This window comes from Bradyrhizobium tropiciagri, from assembly GCF_001189845.1.
GTDB classification, from domain to species: domain Bacteria; phylum Pseudomonadota; class Alphaproteobacteria; order Rhizobiales; family Xanthobacteraceae; genus Bradyrhizobium; species Bradyrhizobium tropiciagri.
On sequence record NZ_LFLZ01000024.1, the window covers coordinates 61,374 to 81,578 of the forward strand.

Below are 20,205 nucleotides of genomic sequence, written 5' to 3' on the forward strand. Positions count from 1 at the left end.
CCTATCGCTCCCGGCTGAGACGCGGATTGAGCACGTCCGTCAGCCCGTCGCCGATCAGGTTCAACGAGAGTACGGTCAGGACGATGACGAGGCCCGGAAGCGCGGTGAGATACCACGCCGTTCTGATCAACTCGCGTCCGGAGCCGATCATGCTGCCCCAGCTCACGACATTCGGGTCGCCAAGTCCGAGGAATGACAGCGCCGCCTCCATCAGGATCGCGGTCGCGACCATCACCGACGTGGTCACGATGATTGCCGGAAGGGCATTGGGCAGGATCTCGCGGACGACGATGCGGGTGTCGCTGAAGCCGAGACTGCGTGCCGCCATGACGAACTCCTTTTCGCGCAGCACCCGAAATTCGGCGCGGACCAGCCGTGCAATGGTCGGCCAGGTGACGAGCCCGATCGCCCAGGTCACCGTCGCAATCGAAGGTTGGGCGATCGCGACCAGCACGACGAGCAGGATAAAGCTCGGAATGGTCTGGAACAGTTCGATGACCCGGACGAGGAAGTCGTCGATGCGGCCGCCCCGATAGCCGGCGACCGCACCCACCACAGTGCCGACCGTCACGCCGATCGTCGTGGCGACAAAGCCGATCAGGAGTGAAATCCGTGCTCCATGCATCAGGCCGGCGGCGACATCGCGTCCCAGCGAGTCGGTTCCAAGGGGATAGGCGAGATCCTGTCCCGGCCACAACAGGGGACGCGCAACCATCGACAGAGGATCGCCGGGATAGAGAACCGGAGCGAACACGGCCGCCGCGATGATCACCAGCAGCAAGACGGTGCCCGCTACGAACGAGGGATTTCGTCGCAGACGGTCAGGCAACCAGGATCGCTGACGGCCAGCGTCGATCGCGATCACATGCGTGTCGGGCGCATGAATATTCGACCATTCGGGGCGGTCCGGGACAGGCCGCGGCCGATCATCAGCGGAGTGCTCGGTCGGGCGGGTGGAGTCCAACGTGGCGTCGGTCATGGTCAGCGCGTCTCGATGCGTGGGTCGAGCCAGGCCTGCACGAGATCGACCGTGACATTGGCGATGATCACGAGCAGGGAAGAAAGCAGGAGAATTCCGAGCAGCACGCTGAAGTCGCGGCTCATCACGGCCTCGAAAGCGAGGCGGCCGAGGCCGGGCCAGCTGTACACCGTCTCGACCACCACGGCGCCGCCGAGCAAACCTCCGAAATGCATGCCGGCGACCGTCGTGACCGGCAACAGGGCGTTACGCAAGACATGACGCACTGTGATCGTGAGTGGAGATAGCCCTTTCGCGGCTGCGGTACGCACATAGTCCTGTGCCTGGGCTTCGAGCATGGCGGCGCGAGCCAGTCTGGAGTAGATCGCGATGTAGAACAGCGACAGCGAGACTGCGGGCAGAACCATGTAGCGGGCACGATCGATCAGCAGATCGAAGCCGCTGATGTCAGCGCCGATCGTGGCCGCGCCGCCGCTCGGCAACCACCCCAGCTTGACGGAAAACAGCAGGATCAGCATCAGGCCGATCCAGAACCCCGGGATCGAGTAGAACAGCGTGACGACGATCGAGATCACCCGGTCGGGCCATCGGCCGGCGAACGTAGCCATCACGATGCCGAGCGCGATGCCGCCGGCGAGGGCTATGACGAGCGCCGTCGTCATCAATGCCACGGTGCCGGGCAGTCGCTGGCCGATGATGTCGGCGACCGGAAGGTTGTAGCGCGGCGAATAGCCGAGGCTCAGATGGGCGAGATTGTCGAGATACGCCACGAGTTGCAGCAAGACTGGCTGGTCGAGGCCGAAGCGGGAGCGGAGCGCGGCGACCGTTTCCATCGTCGCCGATCCGGATTCGCCGGCAAGCACGTCGGCTGCATCGCCGGGCGCGAGCTGCAGCAGAAAAAAATTGATGACGATGATTCCGATCACCGTCGGTACCGCCTGCCAGATCGTGCGGCGAAAAGTCTTTCCGATGCGCTGGATGCCTGACATGTTTGTTCTAACTTTCGCGCCGTGTCGAAAAAATACGTGTGCTCATGCGTTCGCTCGTCACGTGTCGGGAGTACCGAGATCGCGCAATGTGGAACGTGCCGCGCGGTTGACAACGGCAAAGCCCGCCGCCAACGTCGATGCATTCACGTGCGATCGTATCGATGTTGCGGATGCTCCACGGACGGCACGTATCACCACGACGGACATGACGATGACGATAGTGCACAAGCCCGGCGACATTGTTGGCTGGCCGCTGTTTCCGAGCCCGAGCCAGTTTCCGGAAAGTCCTTTGTCGAAGTCGCTGAAGCAGCCGTTGCTGCTTGGCCTGTTCCTGCCGATCCAGGCCGGTGGCTGGAGCGCGTCGACCTTGCCGCGCTCGACGACGTGGACGTTCGACTACAATCGCGATCTGACGCTCAGTGCGGAGTCCTTCGGCTTCGATCTCGTGTTCGCGCTGTCCCAATGGCTGCCGAAGGGCGGCTACGGCGGCGTCTTTACGGGCGAAGCGCTCGATTCGTTCATCACTACCGCTTCGCTTGCCGCTGTCACGTCGCGGATCATGCTGATCTCGACGATCCACGTGCTCTACGGACCGATCCATCCCCTGCATCTCGCCAAATACGGCGCCACGCTGGATCATATTTCGGGAGGGCGCTGGGGGATCAATGTCGTGACCGGGCACCGTGCGATCGAGCACGAGGCATTCGGCTGGAACCAGATCGAGCATGACCGACGCTACGAGCTGGCGGCCGAGTTCATCGAAGTGCTGCAGCGGCTGTGGGGCGACAAGGAGAACTTCTCTTTCGAGGGAGAATCTCCCTGGTGCCTGAGCAATGCGTTCGTGACTCCCAAGCCGCGTTTTGCGCGTCCGATCCTGGTCAACGCGACCGGATCGGATGCCGGCATTGCGTTCGCGGGCCGCTACTCGGACATCGTCTTTGTCACCAGTCCGGCGGGTTCGTCGTTTGCGAGCGCGATCGAGGCGCTGCCGCCGCATGTCCAGCGCGTGAAGCAATCCGCCATCGATGTCGGACGAGAGGTACGGACGCTGCTCAATCCGATGGTCGTCTGCCGGGAGAGCGAGCGTGAGACCTGGCAGTATCACGACGCTATCGTCGACCATCTCGATCCGGTCGCCAGCATGCAGAACTTCGCGAGCGATGCGCATGCCTGGAAAGGGCGCGTCGGCGTCGATGCGCCGAAGCGGCGCGCCATTGGCGGCAATATCGAGGTGATCGGCACCCCCGAGCAAGTCGTCGAGCAGTTTGTGCAGCTCAAGAAGGCCGGGATCGACGGCCTTCAGCTCAGCTTCTTCGATTTCAAGCCTGATCTCGATTTCTTCGGTCGCCGCGTCCTGCCGCTGATGGAGCAGGCCGGACTGCGCCATGCCGTGCCGAAGCTCGAGGTGGGTTGACCGGGGTTCCATGAGGTCAGGCGGATGCGGCTTCACGCGTCCGCGCCGCCGCATGGGGCCGGAAGCTTGCGGCAGGATGCGAGGACGGCAGGCGTGCCCGACCGGCGCCGAAGATTTTCTCCCGCAAGGTCCCCGGAGCATATTCGGTCTTGTAGACACCGCGGCGCTGCAATTCCGGCACGACGAGCTCGGCGAAATCCCGATACCCGCCCGGCGTCACAGCGTAGCTGAGGTTGAAGCCGTTGATATCGGTCTCATCGACCCAGGCCTGGAGCTCGTCAGCGACTTCCGCAGGCGAGCCAACAATGACGGGGCCCCGGCCGCCGATGCCATTGTGCTCGATGATCTCGCGAATGGTCCAGGGGCGCTCGCTCCTGGAGAAGGAATCGATCATCGAGGTGACCGCGTTGTCCTTCTTCGCGGTCGGAAAGGGATCATCCAGGCTGTAGCGGGAGAGATCGATTCCGGTCCAGCCGGACAGCAGCGCGAGCGAGCCCTTGGGATCGATATAGCGTTGATAGTCGCGGTATTTGGCTTCCGCCGCGGCGTGGGTCTCCGCGACGATCACGGTCGTCAGGGCATAGAAACGGATGTCGTGCTCGTCGCGGCCGAACGCCCGAGCGCGTGCCCGCGTCTCGGCGACATTGGCCGCCGTGCGTGCCTTGGAATGCTCCCCCAGGAACACCGCTTCGGCGTGCCGGGCGGCGAAATCCTTGCCGCGATTGGAGGCGCCTGCCTGGAATAGGAATGGCGTCCGTTGCGGAGAGGGATGGACGAGGTGGATGGCGTCAAGCTTGAAATGCGTGCCGTGGTGATGAACTTTGCGGATGTGCTGCGGATCCGCGATCACACCTTTGGTGGGATCGACGATAATGGCCTCGTCGTCCCAACTACCTTCCCAGAGCGCATAGACGGCATCGAGGAATTCGTCGGCAAGATCATAGCGGGGGTCGTGCGGCATGATGCTGTCGCGGCCGACCGCGCGTGACGCGGCGTTGGAATAACCGGTCACGATGTTCCAGGCGACGCGCCCCTTGGTCAGATGATCGAGGGTCGAGAAGCGGCGCGCGAGCGTGAACGGCGGCTCATACGATACGGGGGCCGTGACGCCGATGCCGAGATGCTCGGTGACATGCGCCATGGCCGAGACCAGCAGCATGGGATCGAGCTTCGGAATTTGCGCGCCGCTGCGCAGCGCCGCGTCGGCCGTTCCGGCATAAACGTCATGAATGCCGATGCCGTCGGCGATGAAGATCGAGTCGAACTTGCCGGCCTCGAGAATGCGCGCCACGTCCGTCCAGTAATCAAGCGTATCGAAGTCCAGCGAGCGGTCCTCCGGATGGCGCCATAGCCCGGGAGAAAGGTGAACCGGGCTGAAGATGGCGAAGCCGTTGACCTGGATTTGCTTGGGCACGACGGACTCTCTCGGCTACTGGAATGTGGACGGCTCGGGATGGACACCGGTGAGAAACCAGTTCCCGACATTGCGCGTCTTGTATTCGGCGGGATTGTGCAGCGTGTGGATGCGCACATTGCGCCAGAAGCGGTCATAGCCATTGGCAATGGTAGCGCAGCGTGCACCCATTACCTCGAAGATGCGGCTGGTGACATCAAGCGCAACTTCACCGGCATGGGCATTGGCGCCGGCAATCACGACCGCGGCCTCGCCGCGCTCCTGGGGCGTCAGATCGCGGCCGCGCGACCAGACCCGGTCGAGCGTCGCGGCCGCCTCATCCGCGAGCAGCGTGGCCGCTTTCACCCGCGTATAAAGCTCGCCATAGACCCGTCTGACCCAGGGATCATCGGTGTGCTTTTCAACGCCCGAATGAAGCCAGGGGCGGGACGTTTCCCGCGTATAATCGCGCGCGGTGATCAAGGCGCCCTGCGCACTGCCGATGAAGACATTCAGCAGGGTGCTCTGCTGCAGGAAGGGCGTTACGGTCTGATAGGGACGGCCGCCGTCAAGCTTGTGGTCGAGCACCTCGTTTCGATGAATCCGGACCCCGGTGTAGGTGACGCGCCCGCTTCCAGTTTGGCGCTGGCCGAAGCCGTCCCAATCATTCTCGATCCGGATGCCGTCCCGGTTTGCCGGAATGGCCGCGAAGCTCCGTGCATTGGTGTCGCGGTCTTCCCAGGCGACCTGCAGATAGTCCGCGATATGCGATCCTGATGTGAACGGACGAAACCCGTCCAATATGTAGCCATCGGCATCGCGACGGCCGAACAGGCTCTTCGAGAAACTGTTTGCGGTATTGCCCCAGAACCAGTTGCCGGCAGCGGACCGCCGGAAGATATCGGCAGCTTGCTCGGCCGTGCCGCGCAGATGGGCGGCATGCTGGGAGCCGAAATGGTAGCCGTAGAGGTGTCCCAGGGCACCGTCCACTTTGGCAAACTCACGGGCGATCTTCAGCGCGGTCGACCAGCGTTCGCCGGCGCCGCCGAATTCCGTCGGTATCAATAGGTTGAGAAGGCCGCTCTCCTTCAGCAAGGCCAACTGCTCGAGCGGTTTGCCACCGGCGCGGTCGCGCTCGGCGGCGTCGCGCGCGAAGATCTCCCGCAGCCGCACTGCCTTGGCAAAATGGGGATTTGATGTATCGAGATCGAAACTCATGAGGATATCCCGTGCGAGATCAGCTTTGCAGCCAGACGTCGGCAAAGTTGGCGGACGGCCCGTCGATCGTCGTGGTGTGATCGCGGACCTTGCGGTTGACGATGGTCAGGTTTGGTCCCGTCACCAGATTGATGTCGGGCAGGTCGGTCGCAACGATGACCTGGAAGGCGTAGAACAGCTCACGGCGCTTTGCCGGATCGCTTTCGATGGCGGCCGCTTCCAGCAGCCGGTCGACCTCAGGGTTGCTGTAGCCAGATCCGTTTGAGAAGGGCACGCCGGGTTTGAAGTTCTTCGACCAGTACAGCCGCTGCACGCCGACCGTCGGATCGAACGAATGGCTCATGCCGTTGCTCATGAAATCGAAGTCGCGGTTTGTGTAGGTGCGCTTGAACCAGGTGGGAACGTCCTGTGCGCGCAGCGTCACGCCGATGCCAATCGTGGAAAGCGCCTGGCGCGTGTAGGCGCCAAGCTGCTGATAGGTCTCGCCATAGGGCATGTAGTCATGGAAAACCTTGAATCGCGTACCGTCCGGCCCGCGCGGCAAGCCTGCGGCATCGAGCAACGCTTCGGCCTTCTTGGGCGCGAATTCGTAGTGCGGAATCCCGGGATTGTGGAATTGCTTCAGCGCCGGGCTGATCGCAGCCGGCGCACTCTGTGTCCATCCGTAGAAAACGATGCGGTTGATCGCGTCGCGGTCTACTGCATGCGCGACGGCACGCCGGACCTCCGGCTTGGCAAAGTAGGGATTGGCGAGGTTGAACTCGAGCCGGTACACGATGGCTGATAGTCATAGCCGCGTGTTTCGATCAGCAGGTTCGGGTCGGCCTTGAGCGTCTCGATCTGCCCGAGCGGCACCGGCGTATCAGGCGCGTAGTGGATCTCCCCGGTCTCGAGTGCAACCGCGCGGGCGTTGGCGTCGGCGATGAAGCGGATGACGATGCGGTCGAGATAGGGCTTGCCGGGATCCCAATAATTGGGATTGCGCTCCAGCACGATGTGGCTGCCCTGTTTCCATTCCCTGAAAACGAAGGGACCAGTTCCAATCGGCGCGCGTCCGTTGGGATTAGCCAGGGGATCGGTGCCCTCATAGATGTGCCGCGGCACGATCGGCGATTCTGAGGCCGTGAGGGCGGCGAGCAGATAGGGCGCGGGCTTGTCGAGCACGATTTCCGCAACATGCGGATCGGGCGTGCGCACCTCGCGAACCGAGGCCAGCGTGCCGCGGCCGCGTGGATGATGCTGCTTGAGAAGCTCGATGGAGTGCGCGACGTCCGCCGACGTGAAGTCGCGGCCATCGTGCCACTTTACACCGCGCCGGAGCTCGAACCGATAGCTGAGCCCGTCTTCGCTCTTCTGCCAGCTGGTCGCGAGCTGCGGGCGGGGATTGAAGTCCAGATCGAAGGCGACGAGCCCCTCGGTCACCTTTCCGCTTACGCGGGTGGTCGGGCCCGCGGTGTGCGTCAGGCTGACGAGGATGGGAGGCTCGGGCTGGATCACGACGTTCAACGTTCCGCCATGCTGGCCTTCATCGGCTGCGCGCGCTGAAGTCACCATTGGTCCGCCGACAAAGGCGCCGGAGGTCAACAGCAGAGCCTTTGTGATTTGCCGGCGCGTAAGCCAGTTCATTGCCGATCGCACGTCAGTTGTGAACACTGTGTCGCAATAATCCACCTCGAGGTCCGACAATCAATCCTGCGGCGCGCTTCCTCGCATAATGAAAATTTTGCTGCTGCATGCGTGGCACGTCGCGCTCGCGAACGCGCGCCGTTGCTGTGAACAACAAAAGCAAATTCTCTGCGAAACATGATCAAGATTGAGGCGGTACAACTTGCGCGGCGGATCCGGCGAGATAACCTCTCCGTGCGCCGCGGTCTGACGCGGGGGCGCGATGTCGCTGAATCGACGGACCTTCAATCGCGGCCTTCTGGCTTCCGGCGCCGCCGGCCTGCTCGGTCCATCACAAGCGATGGCCGCCGATGCGAAACCGGTACCCGGCGGCACCTTGAACTGGGTGTACTATCCCGACCCTTCCGCGATCATCGCGATCAACACGTCGTCGGGAACCGGGCAGACGATCGGCACCAAGATCAACGAAGGGCTCCTTGCGTACGACTACGATCTCAATCCGAGGTCGGTGCTGGCGACATCCTGGACCATCAGCGACGATGGCAGGCGCTACACGTTCCGGCTGAGACCGAACGTGAAATGGTCCGATGGACGGGAGTTCACGTCGGCCGACGTCGCATTTTCCATCGAGCGGCTGAAGATCGCTCACCCGCGCGGCGCATCACATTCGCGAATGTCGAGGCGGTCGAAACGCCGGACCGTCTGACCGCCGTGATCGTGCTGTCAAAGCCGGCCCCCTTCCTGATTTCGGCACTGGCCGGTGCCGAATCTCCCATTGTGCCCAAGCATATTTACGAAGCTCTCAAGCCCGAGGAACAGCCCCGGCTCGAGCAGACGATCGGGACCGGCCCGTTCCTTCTGCGGGAATGGGTTCCCGGCAGTCATCTTCTGTTCGTTCGCAATCCGAACTATTGGGATGCGCCGAAGCCTTATGTCGACCGTCTGGTGCTGAAGGTCGTGCTGGATCCGGCCGCGCGTGCGGCGGCGCTTGAGGCAGGCGAGGTCGATATCGGGGCGACGCCGGTGCCATATGGCGATATCGAGCGTTTCAAGGTCGACAAGCGGTTCGTGGTCGATACCACGACCTACGCCTATTCGGGGCCACAGCAGCAGCTGTTCTTCAATTTCGATACGCAGATCCTCCAGGATCGCCGTGTGCGCAAGGCGATCGCTCATGCGATCGACCATCGGGCGTTGGTCAACGTCGTGTTCTTCGGCTACGGCCTGATCTCTCCGTCCCCGGTCAGCACGGCGTTGCCCAAGTTCTACGATCCGAAGATCCAGGCGTGGCCGTTCGATCCGAAGGCGGGAGATCAATTGCTGGATGAGGCCGGCCTCAAGCGAGGTGCGGGCGGCATCAGGGCCAAGCTCAGGCTCACGCAAAATCCATTCCTGCCCGCGAGCTTCGCCGATTTCCTGCGCAACTCCCTGCGCCGGATTGGCCTGGACATCGAGATTCTGCGGTACGATCTCGCGACCTACCTGAATGTCGTCTATCGGGATCGGGCATTTGACCTGACGATCGAAAGCCTCTCCAACACGTTCGATCCGACGCTCGGCGTGCAACGCGCTTACTGGTCGAAGAATTTCCGAATCGGCCTGCCGTTCTCGAATGCGGCACATTACAGCAATCCCGAGGTCGACCAGCTGCTGGAGGCAGCTGCGATCGAGCCGGATGCCGAGAAGCGGCGCGCGATCTGGTCCAAGTTCCAATCGATCGTCCACGAGGAGGTGGCCTCCGTCGACATCGTTGCGGCGGGCGGCGTGATCATTGCCAACAAGAAGGTTCGAAACTTCGCTCCCGGCGCTGAGGGATTGAACGGGAGCTTCGCCGATCTCTGGATCGACCCGTCCGTCTAGGCCGTGACATCACATTCTTTTCCTTTCGCCTGCCTGCGCAGAAGAGAAATAGCGCATTACGCGTCAAGAATGAAAATCTGTGAGATTGCGCAGGGCGATCATGGATCGTCATACTCTGACGGCAACGCCGGGCGGGTGATGGTGCGGCGAGGAATGTGTTGATGATCGCAAAACGCAAACTCTTCAGTCTCCTGCTTGCGGGGGCCGGTCTACTGTTCGGTTTGAGGTCGGGGCTTGCCGCCGATACGCTCACGGTGCGGATCGGATTCGCTTCCGTCGGTGCCGACAATCGCCAGTTCTCCGGCGGCTCGTCCGCGGCGGTTGCCCATTCCGAGCATTATCTCGATCGGGAATTGCATGACCGGCCGGACGTGAAGGTCGAATGGTATTTCTTCAAGGGAGCAGGCCCCGCCGTCAATGAGGCCTTCGCCAACAACCAGCTCGACTTCGCGATCCAGGGCGATCTGCCCGAGATCATCGGCCGTGCGAATGGTCTAAAGACCAGGATATTGCTCGCATCCGGTGCCCATGCGCCGATCTATCTTGCGGTTCCATTCGGCTCGGCGATCCGAAAGGTTGCCGATCTCCGCGGCCGCAAGGTTTCTATTTTCCGTGGAACCAACAATCATCTCGCCGCCGTCAAGGTGTTGGCCGGCAACGGTCTCCAGGAGCGGGACGTTCAGATCATCAACATGGATACGGCCACCACGAATGCGGCGTTGACGTCAAAGGATATCGACGCTGCGTTCGGCAACTTCCCGCTGGCCAGCCTCGCCGAGAAGAATATCGCGGAGATCATCTACACCACCAAAGGCGACAATCCGGCCTATGAACGGCATTCGACGCTGATCGGGCAGGATGCCTTTATCAAGGCGCATCCCGATATCACGCAGAAGATCGTCTCGGCGATCGTCCGTGCTGCGCGCTGGGCGTCGGACGAGGCCAACCGGGAAGCGTTCTTTGAGATATCGGCCCGAACAGGCTTTCCGGCGTCAGGATATCGCTTTGACTTCTCCAACCAAGAACTGAAGTATCGCAACACCCCGATTACCGATGCATCGATCATCGAGAGCTATCGCGTGCAGGCCAAACAGGCGAAGGAGTTCGGTCTGCTTCGCCGCGACGTTGACCTCAATGGCTGGTTCGACCGTTCATTCCTGGATGTTGCGCTCAAGGAGCAGGGTCTCGTCGGTTACTGGCAGGAATATGATGCGAGCGGACGGCCGCAGGCGGCGGGACAATGAACGTCGCCGCGCAACTGCGGACAACGGCAGTCCCTGACCACGGGCAGGGGCGGCTGGAGGTGCGCAACGTCTCCAAGTCGTTTGTCGTGAATGGCGCGCCCGTTGAAGCGCTGCGGGACGTGTCGCTCGACGTCGCGGGCGGCGAGTTCGTCGTTCTCCTGGGGCCGAGCGGCTGCGGGAAGTCGACGCTGTTGCGGCTGATCGCCGGGCTCGAGCCGGAATTCCGTGGCAGCATCAGCCAGGATGGCAATGCGATCGCGGGGACGAGCCTGGATCGCGGCATCGTCTTCCAGGAGCCGCGACTGTTCCCCTGGGCAACGGTTTCCCAAAACATCGCCCTCGGTCTCAAGAATGCGCCGCTCAGCGACCGGGCCAAGCGGGAGGCCGTTGCCGCGCATATCACGTTGGTCGGACTCGATGGATTCGCGCAAGCATATCCGCACCAGCTCTCCGGTGGCATGGCCCAGCGCGCGGCGATTGCGCGCGGCCTCGTCAATCGCCCCCGGCTGCTGCTGCTGGACGAGCCCTTTGGTGCGCTCGACGCGCTGACGCGGGCGCGGCTCCAGGTCGAGCTACAGCGAATCTGGGCGCACGAGAGAATCACGATGGTCCTGGTGACCCATGATGTCGACGAAGCTGTGCTTCTCGGCGACCGCGTCATCGTGCTCGCGCCTCGGCCCGGTCGTGTGTCGCGGATTTTCGCGATTTCCGCGCCAAGGCCGAGGTCGCGAACTGACGATGATCTGGTCCGAATTCGCAACGATGTACTGCGCGCGCTCGGCGATGGTGAAGAGGACGGCTCCGGGGGCACGCCGATCAGCGGCCCGGCATGAGTGATGCAGCTCTTCGCACGACACTTGAGCCTCGGACCACCGCGGTGGCGGGTTTTCGACGTATCTCCGGTCGCGTCAGTGCAGCGGTGCTTCGTCAGCTCACGAAGCTTGGCTGGTTGCTCATCCTGCCGGCCATCATCCTTCCGATCTGGATCGTCGGCACCAACCATGGCTGGCTTCCTGAGCAGATCTTGCCTCGGCCCCAGGATGTGCTGCATACACTGCGGGACATGCTCGCGAGCGGCGAGCTTGCCCAGCATGCGGGCTACAGTTTGCGGCGCGTCGCATTTGGCTTCGGGATCGGCGCGGCCGCCGGCCTGATTACCGGCTCCGCCATGGGACTGTCGCGGCGCGTCGACGACTATGTCCGTCCGCTGTTCACAGCGATCGCCCAGGTGCCGGCACCGGCCTGGATTCCACTCGCGATGCTGCTGCTCGGCATCGGGGAGGGGCTCAAGATCGTCGTGATCGCAAAGGCGGCGTTTGTGCCAGTGGTCATGAACACCAGCGCGGGCATCGGAAACGTGCCGAGGGCGTTCATCGAGGTAGGAGAAACGTTCCGCTTCACATCCCTGCAGATGCTGCGCCACGTCGTCCTCCCGGGAGCGATACCGCCGATCTTCACAGGCCTGCGCTACGGGCTGACCCACGCCTGGATCGCGCTGGTCAGCGTCGAACTGCTGGCCTCGTCGGAGGGACTCGGCTACCTCCTGGTCTGGGGCCGTCAGATGTTCTGGCTCGATACCGTGCTGGTCGCCATGATCGTGATCGGCGTGATCGGCTTTGTGAGCGACAAGATCCTCGCCGTTATCGAAACCGGCCTGCAACGCTGGCGGATTGACGATGTCCAGTAGCGCCGCTCTCGGATCACTCGGCCGCGGGCTGGTCTTGCCGATTGGCCTGCTGCTAACCTGGGAGGTCGCCAGCCATTCGGGCCTGGTCAACCGCCAATTCCTGCCGCCGCTCGAGCATGTGGGCGCCACCGCCTGGCAGGAGTTGGCTAGCGGCGAGCTCCTTGAAGCGCTTGCCGCCAGCCTGCGCCGTGATCTCCTCGGATTTGTGTTCGGCTCCGGCGCCGGGGTGTTGATCGGGCTGTTGCTCGGCCTCTCCACAATCGCGGACCGCGTCGTCATGACCTGGTTCAATGGGCTGAAGCAGATCGCGCTCCTGGCGTGGATCCCCCTGATCTCGCTCTGGTTCGGATTCGACGAGATGGCGAAGGTTGTCTTTATCGGGCTCGCGGCGGCGATCCCCGTCATTCTCAACCTGGTCGAGGGCATTCACGCGACATCCCGCAAGCTCGTCGAAGTGGGCGAGGTGTTTCGCTTCAACCGCGTGCAATTCATCCTCTACGTCTATCTTCCAGCGGCGATGCCGTCGCTGCTGACCGGACTGCATCTTGCGCTGATCTATGCATGGCTCGCGACGATCGGTGCCGAATACTTCATGGCTGCCGGACCCGGCATCGGCGGCATCATTATTGCCGGCCGCGAACGCTTCGATATGGATCTCGTGATGCTCGGAATTCTCGTTGTCGGCTCGGTTGGATTTCTGGTCGATCGCGGCGCGAGTTGGCTGGAGCGGCGGTTGATACCTTGGAGAGCTGCGTCGGCGCTGGCCTAAGCGAAACAAGCCACATCTGTCCGCTTCAGGAGAGCTATTCCGCGGCCTGCCGAGCCGCGACACGAACTCTCTATCTTTGTCGCCAACTTTGCGATCGACGCATCCCGTCGTCCGACCTAGCATTTTGAACAACGCGTCGCGCCGTATGGGCACTTCGTCGAGTGCAACGGTTGCTTGCCCCGGTACCAGCCGGAAACGCGTCGAACGTGAAGCAGTGGAAGATGCCCATGACGACAAACCAACATGAACCGTTCTCACCGTCGCGGCGAACTCTTCTCGGATTGGCCGGTCTCGTAGGGCTTGCAGCGCCATTCGGTGCCATGCAGGCCGCGCGTGCCCTTCCGGTGTTTGGTCTCGGCCCGGCTGCTGATCCCCTGAGCGAAGCGCCGATCTGTCGGGTAGCGAATTCCGACGAGGCGCCGAAGGGGTCGACTCGTCACATCCGCTTTGCCTATAACGGCACGGGCATCTGCACGGCGGCGGTACCCGTGGCCCTGCACCGGGGCTATTTCGCACGTCACAATCTCGATGTGGAATTCCTGCAGCTTGCAGGGAGCACCGACCAGATGTTGCAGTCGCTGGCGACCGACAAGGCGGATGCCGGCTCGAGCATGCTGCTCAACTGGCTGAAGCCACTGGAACAGGGCATCGACGTCAAGCTGACCACCGGCCTGCACGGGGGGTGCACCCGGCTGTTCGTGCGCAAGGAGTCCGGCTTCAAGGATATCACCGATCTCAAGGGCAAGACGATCGGCGTCTCCAGCATTTCCGGGCCTCCGCGCAACTTCTTTGCCATCCTGCTGTCGGACAACGGGCTCGATCCACAGACCGATGTGCAATGGCGCGAATTTCCGGCCGACCTGCAGCTCACCGCCCTGCAACGCGGCGAGATACAGGCGATCGCCGACTCCGACCCGAATGCCTGGCTGACGGAGCGGCGTGCCAATGGCGATCTGGTCGAGATCGCATCAAATCTGAGCGGGGATTACGCCAACCTGTCGTGCTGCACGCTCGGCGTGCGGAGTTCGCTCTGGGCGTCGGATCCCGCCGCGGTGAAGGCGCTGACCCTCGCCGTTCGCGAAGCTGCGCACCACGTTGCCGAAAATCCCGATGATGCTGCCGAGATATTCTCCAAATACACCCCGAAGGTGGCAGTCGCCGACCTGGCCGCGATGCTGCGCAGCCATACGCATGGCCATCACCCGGCGGGCGCAGACCTGCGTCGCGAGGTCGTGAAGATCACGAGCGATCTGAAACGTGCCACGATCATCAAGCCGAATACGGACCCGGCCAAGCTTGCCAATCGCGTCGTAGTCGACATTGACGTCTAGGCGATTTACCGGAGGAGCGCGTTGATGAGCAACACGAGAAGCAAGGCCGCCTCGACTGTGGTGCCCGGCCCGTCGGGGATTGATGATGCCGCTTCGGCGGCGTTGCACTCCCGTTACGGCAAGGATTTGCCTCTGATCGGCGACGGCTGGAACGGGGTGCTGGATAATCTCCTTGCCCACCGCTCGGTGCGAGCCTATCGGCCGGACCCGGTGCCGCGCGGTACAGTGGAGACGCTCGTCGCGGCTGCGCAGTCGGCCTCATCGTCCTCCAACCTCCAGACCTGGAGTGTCGTGGCGGTCGAGGATGAGGCACGCAAGGCGCGCCTCGCCGAGTTCGCCGGCGGACAGAAGCATATCGTCGAGGCGCCGCTGTTCCTGGTTTGGCTGGCGGATTTGTCGCGGGCCGAGCGTCTGGCTAGGAGTGCGAACCATCCCAAGGATGGACTGCCTTTCCTCGAGACGTTCATCGTAGCCGTGGTCGATGCGGCATTGGCCGCCCAGAACGCGGTTTTAGCGGCCGAAGCGCTTGGTCTCGGATCGGTCTATATCGGCGCGCTCCGCAACAGGCCGCAGGCCGTGGCCGAGGAACTGCGACTGCCGCCGCAGGCCGCGGCGGTGTTCGGGCTGTGCATCGGCTATCCCGATCCGACGCGGCCCGCCCGGGTCAAGCCGCGCCTGCGCCAGGATGTCGTGATCCATCGCGAGCGCTACGCGACGGCCGGCGAGGAGGCGGGAATCGCAGCCTATGACGCCACCTTGCGCGATTTCCAGAACGCCGAGGGATTGCCCGCGACCGGGTGGACCCAAACCGTGCTCAACCGGCTTGGATCGGTCCGGTCGCTGAATGGACGGGACCGCCTCGTCGAGGAACTGCGAGGGTTAGGCTTTCCACTCAAATGAGGTGCAAGTCGCGCATGCGACCTGGAGTGCGATGAGGGTCTTGCTCTAGGTTCGCTCCTGTCCCCAGCGCTGCACGGTGATCCGTGTCAGGCTCCGGAACACAACGCTCTCCACGAGGAGGCCGATCAGGATCACTGTGAGCAGTCCGGCAAAGACGCTGGCAGTCTCCAGTTGAGCGCGGTTGGTGTAGATGAACCAGCCAATTCCACCGGAACGCGCGCTGACGCCGAACACCAGCTCGGCTGCAATCAACGTGCGCCATGCGAACGCCCAGCCGATCCGCAAGCCCGACAAGATTTGGGGAAATGCGGCCGGTACCAAAATCTCGGCAACGAAACGGCCGCCCGACAAGCCGAGGTTACGGCCGGCCATCAGCAGCGTTGGTGCGATGGCGCGAAAACCGGCATGGCAGGCCAGCGCAACCGGCCACAGGACCGAGTGGACAATCACGAAAACGAGACTCGGCGTTCCGACGCCGAACCACAGCAGCGCAATTGGAAGCAGCGCGATCGCCGGCAGCGGATTGAACATCGAAGTCAGCAGGCCAAGAGCTTCGTTGCCCCAGCGTGACAGGGTAGCAAGGGCGGTGAACACCGCGGCGATGCCGACCCCCAGCGCGTAGCCTGTGACCAGAACGCGCAACGATGTCAGCGTCCGATTTGGCAACTCGCCCGACAGGATCGCCGACCAGAGCGCCGACAGCGTCGCTCCCAGCGTCGGGAGCAGCAGCGCATTGTCGAGCCAGCGCGCATAGAGCTCCCAGGCGAGCGCAAAAGCAGCAAGAATCACAAGACGCCGCCAGAGCGTTTGCTCGAACACACGGCGCAGCGCCGGTGCGTCAGAAAGCTTCGGAGCTGTAATGTCAGCCATGATCAAGTTCCGGATCGGCAAAGACGGCTTGTTGGATCTTTTGCTCCAACTCGGCGAAAGCCGTCGTGCCGCGAGTGCGGCTTCCCGGCGGGACATCAAATGTCGCGGCCAGTCGCCCCGGATGAGGTGTCAGGGCGAGGATGCGGGTCCCGACCCGGATCGCCTCGTCGATGCCATGTGTCACAAATAATGCCGTACTGCCGGTCTCTTCGCAAAGCTTGAGCAACTCGTCCTGCATCTGACGCCGCGTCAGGGCATCCAGCGCGGCGAAGGGTTCATCCATCAGCAGCAGCGCCGGCTCCAGTGCGAAGGCGCGCGCGATTGCGACGCGCTGCTTCATTCCGCCCGACAACGTGTGAGGAAAGGCATCGACGAAGTTTTTCAATCCGACCCGCTTGAGCCAACCGCGGGCCACAGCCTCCGCCTCCCGGCGGGAAAGTGATCTGCCCCGCTCCAAAGCATAACGCACATTGCCCAGCACGGTGCGCCAAGGCAGCAACTGGTCGAATTCCTGGAACACCGTCATCCGGTCGGGACTGGGGGCTCCGATCGGTTCCCCATTTATCCGAATCTCTCCAGTGCTCGGCTTGAGAAAGCCGCCGACCGCTCGGAGTAGCGTGGACTTGCCGCAGCCCGACGGACCCAGCAGAACAAGCCGCTCGCCTGTCGAAAGCGCGAGGCTGACATCTTCGACCGCAGTCAAGGTGCCGTCGCGCGTCGGATAGCTGATGCTGACGCGATCCAGCGTGAGCAACGTCGGAGACGCGGCATCGCCGGCGAGGTCGGCCAATCGGGGAGCGACGTTCATGTCAGCTTCCCGGTTTGTCCCCGAGCCCGGACCAGAACAAGTCCCGCCACGACGCTGGCGCCTGCTTGATCAAGCCGACCTTGGCCTCGAAATCCGCGAACTTCTGGGCGGCTTCCGGAGCGGTTGTGAAATTGACGTCCTTGTCGCGAATGATGCTCTCGACGAAGTCAGGAGCGAGCTTCGAGCCCTCGGCCTTGATGTAGAGCGCGGCCGCATCTTTCGGGTTCGCCTTGATCCATTCGTTGGCACGATCGAGACCGCGAACGAAAGCCTGGATCGTCTTCGGATTGTCGTTGACGAACTTCGTGGTGGAGTAAACCACGTTGAAGGTGTGCGGACCGCCGAGGACATCGTAGCTGTTGAGGACCTGATGCACCTTGCCGCTCGCCAGCTGCTGCTGTGAGAACGGTGGTGAAGTGAAGTGCGCCGTGATCTCGGAATGTCCCGACAGGATTTGGGCGGTGGCGTCCGGATGAGGCATGCTGACGGTGAGTTCGTCGAGCTTGTCGTATTTGCCGAAGGCCTTGTCGGCCGCCATCTGGAGGATGATCGGCTGGAAGCCGACCTTGACCGATGGAAGCGCGATCCGATCCTTCTCGGTGAAATCCGCAATTGTCTTGATGTCTGGGTTGTTGGTGGTCAGGATGTTGGCCATCGATCCCAGCGCCGCCACGCCGATGATCTTGGGGGTTGTCCGCGTCTTGTCCCAGGTCAGGATCATCGGCGTGATGCCCGCCGTCGCGAAATCAAGCCCACCGGAAATAAGTGCCTCGTTCATCGCCGCTGCACCGGACAGCCGAAGCCATTCGATCTTCGGCGGCGCGACGCCGAGTGCTTTCGCTTCTTGCTCGATCAGTCCCTTTTCGCTGGCGACAATGAGCGGAAGATAGGCAATCCCGAATTGCTGCGCGATGCGAAGTTGATCGGTTTCCGCGCGGACGCCATTGGCGCCGCTTGCGAGCGCGATCAACGCGAGGGCGGCAGCACGTAGAAGCATCGATGTATTCATTCTGTGGTCTTCTGAGTTTCCGTTGGTCCAAGCGGCACGTCGCGCTTCTGCACGCCCTTTTGGCCACACTTCAGGAAATGCTGCAATTGGTCCAATGGATTGGACGAATTGCAGCGGCTCTAGGAATTTTTCGTTGAGGTGCAGTTGGCGAGATCGTTGTTCTCCAATTCGCCTGCTACGGAGAAATCAGTTCTTTGTGGGATAGCGCCCCCTTTGATGAAGGTGTCTACGTCGGGGGCGGTATGGTGGGAGCGTCGCAATCAAAGGTCTCCTACCCAATCGGCGTTCGCCGGCACAATTGCCAGTGTGCCGGTTGCGGCGCGTTTCGAGCGAAAGGAGTCGGTTGCTATTGGAAGCACGGACGTGAGAAGTCTTTGCTACCTGACCGAACTTTACAGAGCGCGTGTTGTTTTGTTTGACAACCGCTTGTCGGGAGCCGGGGTCCAACTAGGATATCAAGGACGGCAATCGAACGCGGGCAGAGCAGGTGACAGAAGCCTTGAATTCAGCGCGGATCATTGATCTGGACGCCTATCGATCAATGCGGCGGAGGCAGCAGCCTGCGACATCTGCCGGACAGTGGCAAAACGCCACCTTCAGTCCTTCCTTTGGCGCGATGCAGCTTTTTTGGCTCTGGCCGGCCTGGGTGTGGGTGCCGATGGCGGTACCGGCGACATCCGCTGTGCACTGGGATGCTTTATGAGCGACGGTAACGTCGCTTCTTCATTAGACGCCACCCCGTCACCCGGCGCGGAGCAGGATCTGCCTGTCGTCCTCGGGCGCAATCTGCGGCGCCTGCGAACGAGCCGCGGCCACTCGCTGGAGCGGCTAGCCAAGCAGTCCGGCGTCAGCCGCGCGATGCTTGGACAGATCGAAACCGGAAAGAGCGTTCCGACCATTGCGCTGCTGTGGAAGGTTGCGAACGCACTGCACGTTCCGTTCGCCAATCTGTTGCAGGCGGATGTCGCGCGAGGCCCGGTTGTGCTCCGCCAAAGCGATGCCAAGCTGCTCTCATCGAGCCAGGGACAGTTCACGTCTCGCGCGTTGTTTCCGTTCGATGGCAGCCATCAGGTCGAATTCTACGAGCTCAGAATAGGTCCGCTGCATCGTGAGAGCGCCGAAGCGCATGCGCCCGGCACCCGTGAAAACCTGTTCGTGGCGAAGGGCGTCGTGGAGATCGCTGCCGGCTCCGACAAGCCGCAGACATTGACGGAAGGCGACGCGATCGTCTTCGAGGCCGATGTTCCGCATGTCTACAAGAATCTAGTAGCCAGCGAGGCAGTGCTCTACCTCGTCATGACCTATGCCGACGACGCGATCTGAAACGAAAAAGGGCCGGCAGTGCCGGCCCTTTGGCAAACGCAGCGCAAGCCGGTCGAGGTCTCAGGCCTTCATCGGCATGCACGTCATCATCATGCCGCCGCAGCCAATCATCATGGGCATGCCCATCTGCATCATGTTCATCATGCTCTCGCAGCACTTCATGAACATGTCCTTCATGGCCGGATCCATCGGCATCATCTCGCAGGTCATGCCGGTGGGGGTCATGGTGCACTTCATCTGACAGGCCATCATCGGCATGCCCATCATGGGCATGTTCATCATCGGCATCATTCCGCCGGCCATCGTGGGGTTCATCATCCCGCCCATCATCATTGGCATGGGCATCATCTGCATCGCGGTGTTCATCGTCGTTCTCCAAGGTCAGAGCAGGGCGTGCTCAATTTCGTCACCGTTGTAGATAGAGTGCGGTGCGATATTGGAGAATAGGGAAAGTTTCATCTCATTCGCTTTCGTCTGAGAAAATGGAAGCGGAGCGAGATGCTGCGGCGAGACGTCCAATATAGCGGATTTCCATCCGACAAATTGGAGGAGCTCGGACTGAGCCGGATGCCGCGACCTGATTGGAGCCATCCACGACCAGCCTGATCCTGTCGAGAACGCTGTCGATTCGCCGCGAGGCTGCAGATGACGGCATCTGATGCTGTTCTTGTCCCGGCGTGGTTCAGAGCAGACGCCATCCACGTTGCGTGCGATTGCGGACGAGACTCAGAGAGGCGATTTCATTTGCATCGTCTCGACGCGTTACCCGGTTGTTGCAGAGGCTT

Annotated in this window: 16 protein-coding genes and 2 pseudogenes; 9 read left to right on the top strand and 9 right to left on the bottom strand. The window is 62.2% G+C overall.

What is annotated here, in order from left to right:
- Position 1: 1 nt before the first annotated feature.
- The gene (locus AKN84_RS20230) at positions 2-979 is read right to left on the bottom strand and encodes an ABC transporter permease (protein ID WP_128971018.1); all 978 of its coding nucleotides are present in this window, start codon (positions 977-979) and stop codon (positions 2-4) included.
- Positions 980-981: 2 nt separating this feature from the next.
- Positions 982-1,968 (bottom strand): ABC transporter permease, encoded by a 987-nt coding sequence (locus AKN84_RS20235; RefSeq protein WP_050422407.1) that lies wholly within the window; start codon positions 1,966-1,968, stop codon positions 982-984.
- Positions 1,969-2,179: 211 nt separating this feature from the next.
- On the opposite strand from AKN84_RS20235, the gene AKN84_RS20240 reads away from it, so the two are divergent.
- Positions 2,180-3,382 (top strand): LLM class flavin-dependent oxidoreductase, encoded by a 1,203-nt coding sequence (locus AKN84_RS20240; RefSeq protein WP_128971019.1) that lies wholly within the window; start codon positions 2,180-2,182, stop codon positions 3,380-3,382.
- A 16-nt stretch (positions 3,383-3,398) separates the two neighbouring features.
- On the opposite strand, the gene AKN84_RS20245 is transcribed toward AKN84_RS20240, so the two are convergent.
- The 3 genes and pseudogenes from AKN84_RS20245 to AKN84_RS50725 form a co-directional block, all read right to left on the bottom strand.
- Complete coding sequence (locus AKN84_RS20245; RefSeq protein WP_050422408.1) at positions 3,399-4,796, bottom strand: LLM class flavin-dependent oxidoreductase; 1,398 nt, start codon at positions 4,794-4,796, stop codon at positions 3,399-3,401.
- A gap of 15 nt (positions 4,797-4,811) precedes the next feature.
- Positions 4,812-5,993, bottom strand: coding sequence for an acyl-CoA dehydrogenase family protein (locus AKN84_RS20250; RefSeq protein WP_050422409.1), 1,182 nt, complete (start codon positions 5,991-5,993; stop codon positions 4,812-4,814).
- 19 nt (positions 5,994-6,012) lie between these two features.
- Positions 6,013-7,619 (bottom strand): annotated as a pseudogene (locus AKN84_RS50725) (ABC transporter substrate-binding protein).
- A 340-nt stretch (positions 7,620-7,959) separates the two neighbouring features.
- On the opposite strand from AKN84_RS50725, the pseudogene AKN84_RS20260 reads away from it, so the two are divergent.
- The 7 genes and pseudogenes from AKN84_RS20260 to AKN84_RS20290 all read left to right on the top strand — a co-directional run bounded on the left by AKN84_RS20260 (position 7,960) and on the right by AKN84_RS20290 (position 15,410).
- Positions 7,960-9,479 (top strand): annotated as a pseudogene (locus AKN84_RS20260) (ABC transporter substrate-binding protein).
- Between the two features lie 161 nt (positions 9,480-9,640).
- The gene (locus AKN84_RS20265; RefSeq protein WP_050422410.1) at positions 9,641-10,723 is read left to right on the top strand and encodes an ABC transporter substrate-binding protein; all 1,083 of its coding nucleotides are present in this window, start codon (positions 9,641-9,643) and stop codon (positions 10,721-10,723) included.
- Positions 10,720-11,556 carry an ABC transporter ATP-binding protein gene (locus AKN84_RS20270; protein WP_050422411.1) on the top strand — a complete coding sequence of 279 codons (837 nt, stop codon included), beginning with the start codon at positions 10,720-10,722 and terminating at the stop codon, positions 11,554-11,556. The genes AKN84_RS20265 and AKN84_RS20270 overlap by 4 nt, the downstream gene beginning before the upstream one ends.
- Before the next feature lie 44 nt (positions 11,557-11,600).
- Entirely contained in the window at positions 11,601-12,410 is an 810-nt protein-coding gene (locus AKN84_RS20275) for an ABC transporter permease (RefSeq protein ID WP_244485320.1), read from the top strand.
- Complete coding sequence (locus AKN84_RS20280; RefSeq protein WP_050422413.1) at positions 12,400-13,179, top strand: ABC transporter permease; 780 nt, start codon at positions 12,400-12,402, stop codon at positions 13,177-13,179. The genes AKN84_RS20275 and AKN84_RS20280 overlap by 11 nt, the downstream gene beginning before the upstream one ends.
- Positions 13,180-13,406: 227 nt before the next feature.
- The gene (locus AKN84_RS20285) at positions 13,407-14,510 is read left to right on the top strand and encodes an ABC transporter substrate-binding protein (RefSeq protein WP_050422414.1); all 1,104 of its coding nucleotides are present in this window, start codon (positions 13,407-13,409) and stop codon (positions 14,508-14,510) included.
- Between the two features lie 24 nt (positions 14,511-14,534).
- A complete protein-coding gene (locus AKN84_RS20290; RefSeq protein ID WP_128971021.1) occupies positions 14,535-15,410 on the top strand; it encodes a nitroreductase family protein in 876 nt (291 codons plus the stop codon).
- A 45-nt stretch (positions 15,411-15,455) separates the two neighbouring features.
- Here AKN84_RS20290 and AKN84_RS20295 read toward each other — a convergent pair whose 3' ends face one another.
- Genes AKN84_RS20295 through AKN84_RS20305 form a run of 3 tightly spaced genes read right to left on the bottom strand, consistent with a single transcriptional unit; the run spans position 15,456 to position 18,097 of the window.
- Positions 15,456-16,280, bottom strand: a complete 825-nt coding sequence (locus tag AKN84_RS20295) for an ABC transporter permease (RefSeq protein ID WP_050422415.1) — start codon at positions 16,278-16,280, stop codon at positions 15,456-15,458.
- A complete protein-coding gene (locus tag AKN84_RS20300) occupies positions 16,273-17,088 on the bottom strand; it encodes an ABC transporter ATP-binding protein (protein WP_050422416.1) in 816 nt (271 codons plus the stop codon). Before AKN84_RS20300 ends, AKN84_RS20295 begins: the two co-directional genes overlap by 8 nt.
- Before the next feature lies 1 nt (position 17,089).
- Positions 17,090-18,097 carry an ABC transporter substrate-binding protein gene (locus AKN84_RS20305; RefSeq protein WP_050422417.1) on the bottom strand — a complete coding sequence of 336 codons (1,008 nt, stop codon included), beginning with the start codon at positions 18,095-18,097 and terminating at the stop codon, positions 17,090-17,092.
- 699 nt (positions 18,098-18,796) lie between these two features.
- On the opposite strand from AKN84_RS20305, the gene AKN84_RS20310 reads away from it, so the two are divergent.
- Positions 18,797-19,420 (top strand): helix-turn-helix domain-containing protein, encoded by a 624-nt coding sequence (locus AKN84_RS20310; RefSeq protein WP_050422418.1) that lies wholly within the window; start codon positions 18,797-18,799, stop codon positions 19,418-19,420.
- A 60-nt stretch (positions 19,421-19,480) separates the two neighbouring features.
- Here the strand turns inward: AKN84_RS20310 and AKN84_RS47430 are convergent, their stop codons facing one another.
- Positions 19,481-19,786, bottom strand: coding sequence for a hypothetical protein (locus AKN84_RS47430; RefSeq protein WP_050422419.1), 306 nt, complete (start codon positions 19,784-19,786; stop codon positions 19,481-19,483).
- Positions 19,787-20,205: the final 419 nt, after the last annotated feature.

Excerpts from the sequence above, each read along its gene's own strand:
- AKN84_RS20230 (WP_128971018.1), bottom strand. The coding sequence starts at position 979 with ATGACCGACGCCACGTTGGACTCCACCCGCCCGACCGAGCACTCCGCT.
- AKN84_RS20235 (WP_050422407.1), bottom strand. The coding sequence starts at position 1,968 with ATGTCAGGCATCCAGCGCATCGGAAAGACTTTTCGCCGCACGATCTGG.
- AKN84_RS20240 (WP_128971019.1), top strand. The coding sequence starts at position 2,180 with ATGACGATAGTGCACAAGCCCGGCGACATTGTTGGCTGGCCGCTGTTT.
- AKN84_RS20250 (WP_050422409.1), bottom strand. The coding sequence starts at position 5,993 with ATGAGTTTCGATCTCGATACATCAAATCCCCATTTTGCCAAGGCAGTG.
- AKN84_RS20265 (WP_050422410.1), top strand. The coding sequence starts at position 9,641 with ATGATCGCAAAACGCAAACTCTTCAGTCTCCTGCTTGCGGGGGCCGGT.
- AKN84_RS20270 (WP_050422411.1), top strand. The coding sequence starts at position 10,720 with ATGAACGTCGCCGCGCAACTGCGGACAACGGCAGTCCCTGACCACGGG.
- AKN84_RS20280 (WP_050422413.1), top strand. The coding sequence starts at position 12,400 with ATGTCCAGTAGCGCCGCTCTCGGATCACTCGGCCGCGGGCTGGTCTTG.
- AKN84_RS20285 (WP_050422414.1), top strand. The coding sequence starts at position 13,407 with ATGACGACAAACCAACATGAACCGTTCTCACCGTCGCGGCGAACTCTT.
- AKN84_RS20290 (WP_128971021.1), top strand. The coding sequence starts at position 14,535 with ATGAGCAACACGAGAAGCAAGGCCGCCTCGACTGTGGTGCCCGGCCCG.
- AKN84_RS20295 (WP_050422415.1), bottom strand. The coding sequence starts at position 16,280 with ATGGCTGACATTACAGCTCCGAAGCTTTCTGACGCACCGGCGCTGCGC.
- AKN84_RS20300 (WP_050422416.1), bottom strand. The coding sequence starts at position 17,088 with ATGAACGTCGCTCCCCGATTGGCCGACCTCGCCGGCGATGCCGCGTCT.
- AKN84_RS20305 (WP_050422417.1), bottom strand. The coding sequence starts at position 18,097 with ATGAATACATCGATGCTTCTACGTGCTGCCGCCCTCGCGTTGATCGCG.
- AKN84_RS20310 (WP_050422418.1), top strand. The coding sequence starts at position 18,797 with ATGAGCGACGGTAACGTCGCTTCTTCATTAGACGCCACCCCGTCACCC.
- AKN84_RS47430 (WP_050422419.1), bottom strand. The coding sequence starts at position 19,786 with ATGAACACCGCGATGCAGATGATGCCCATGCCAATGATGATGGGCGGG.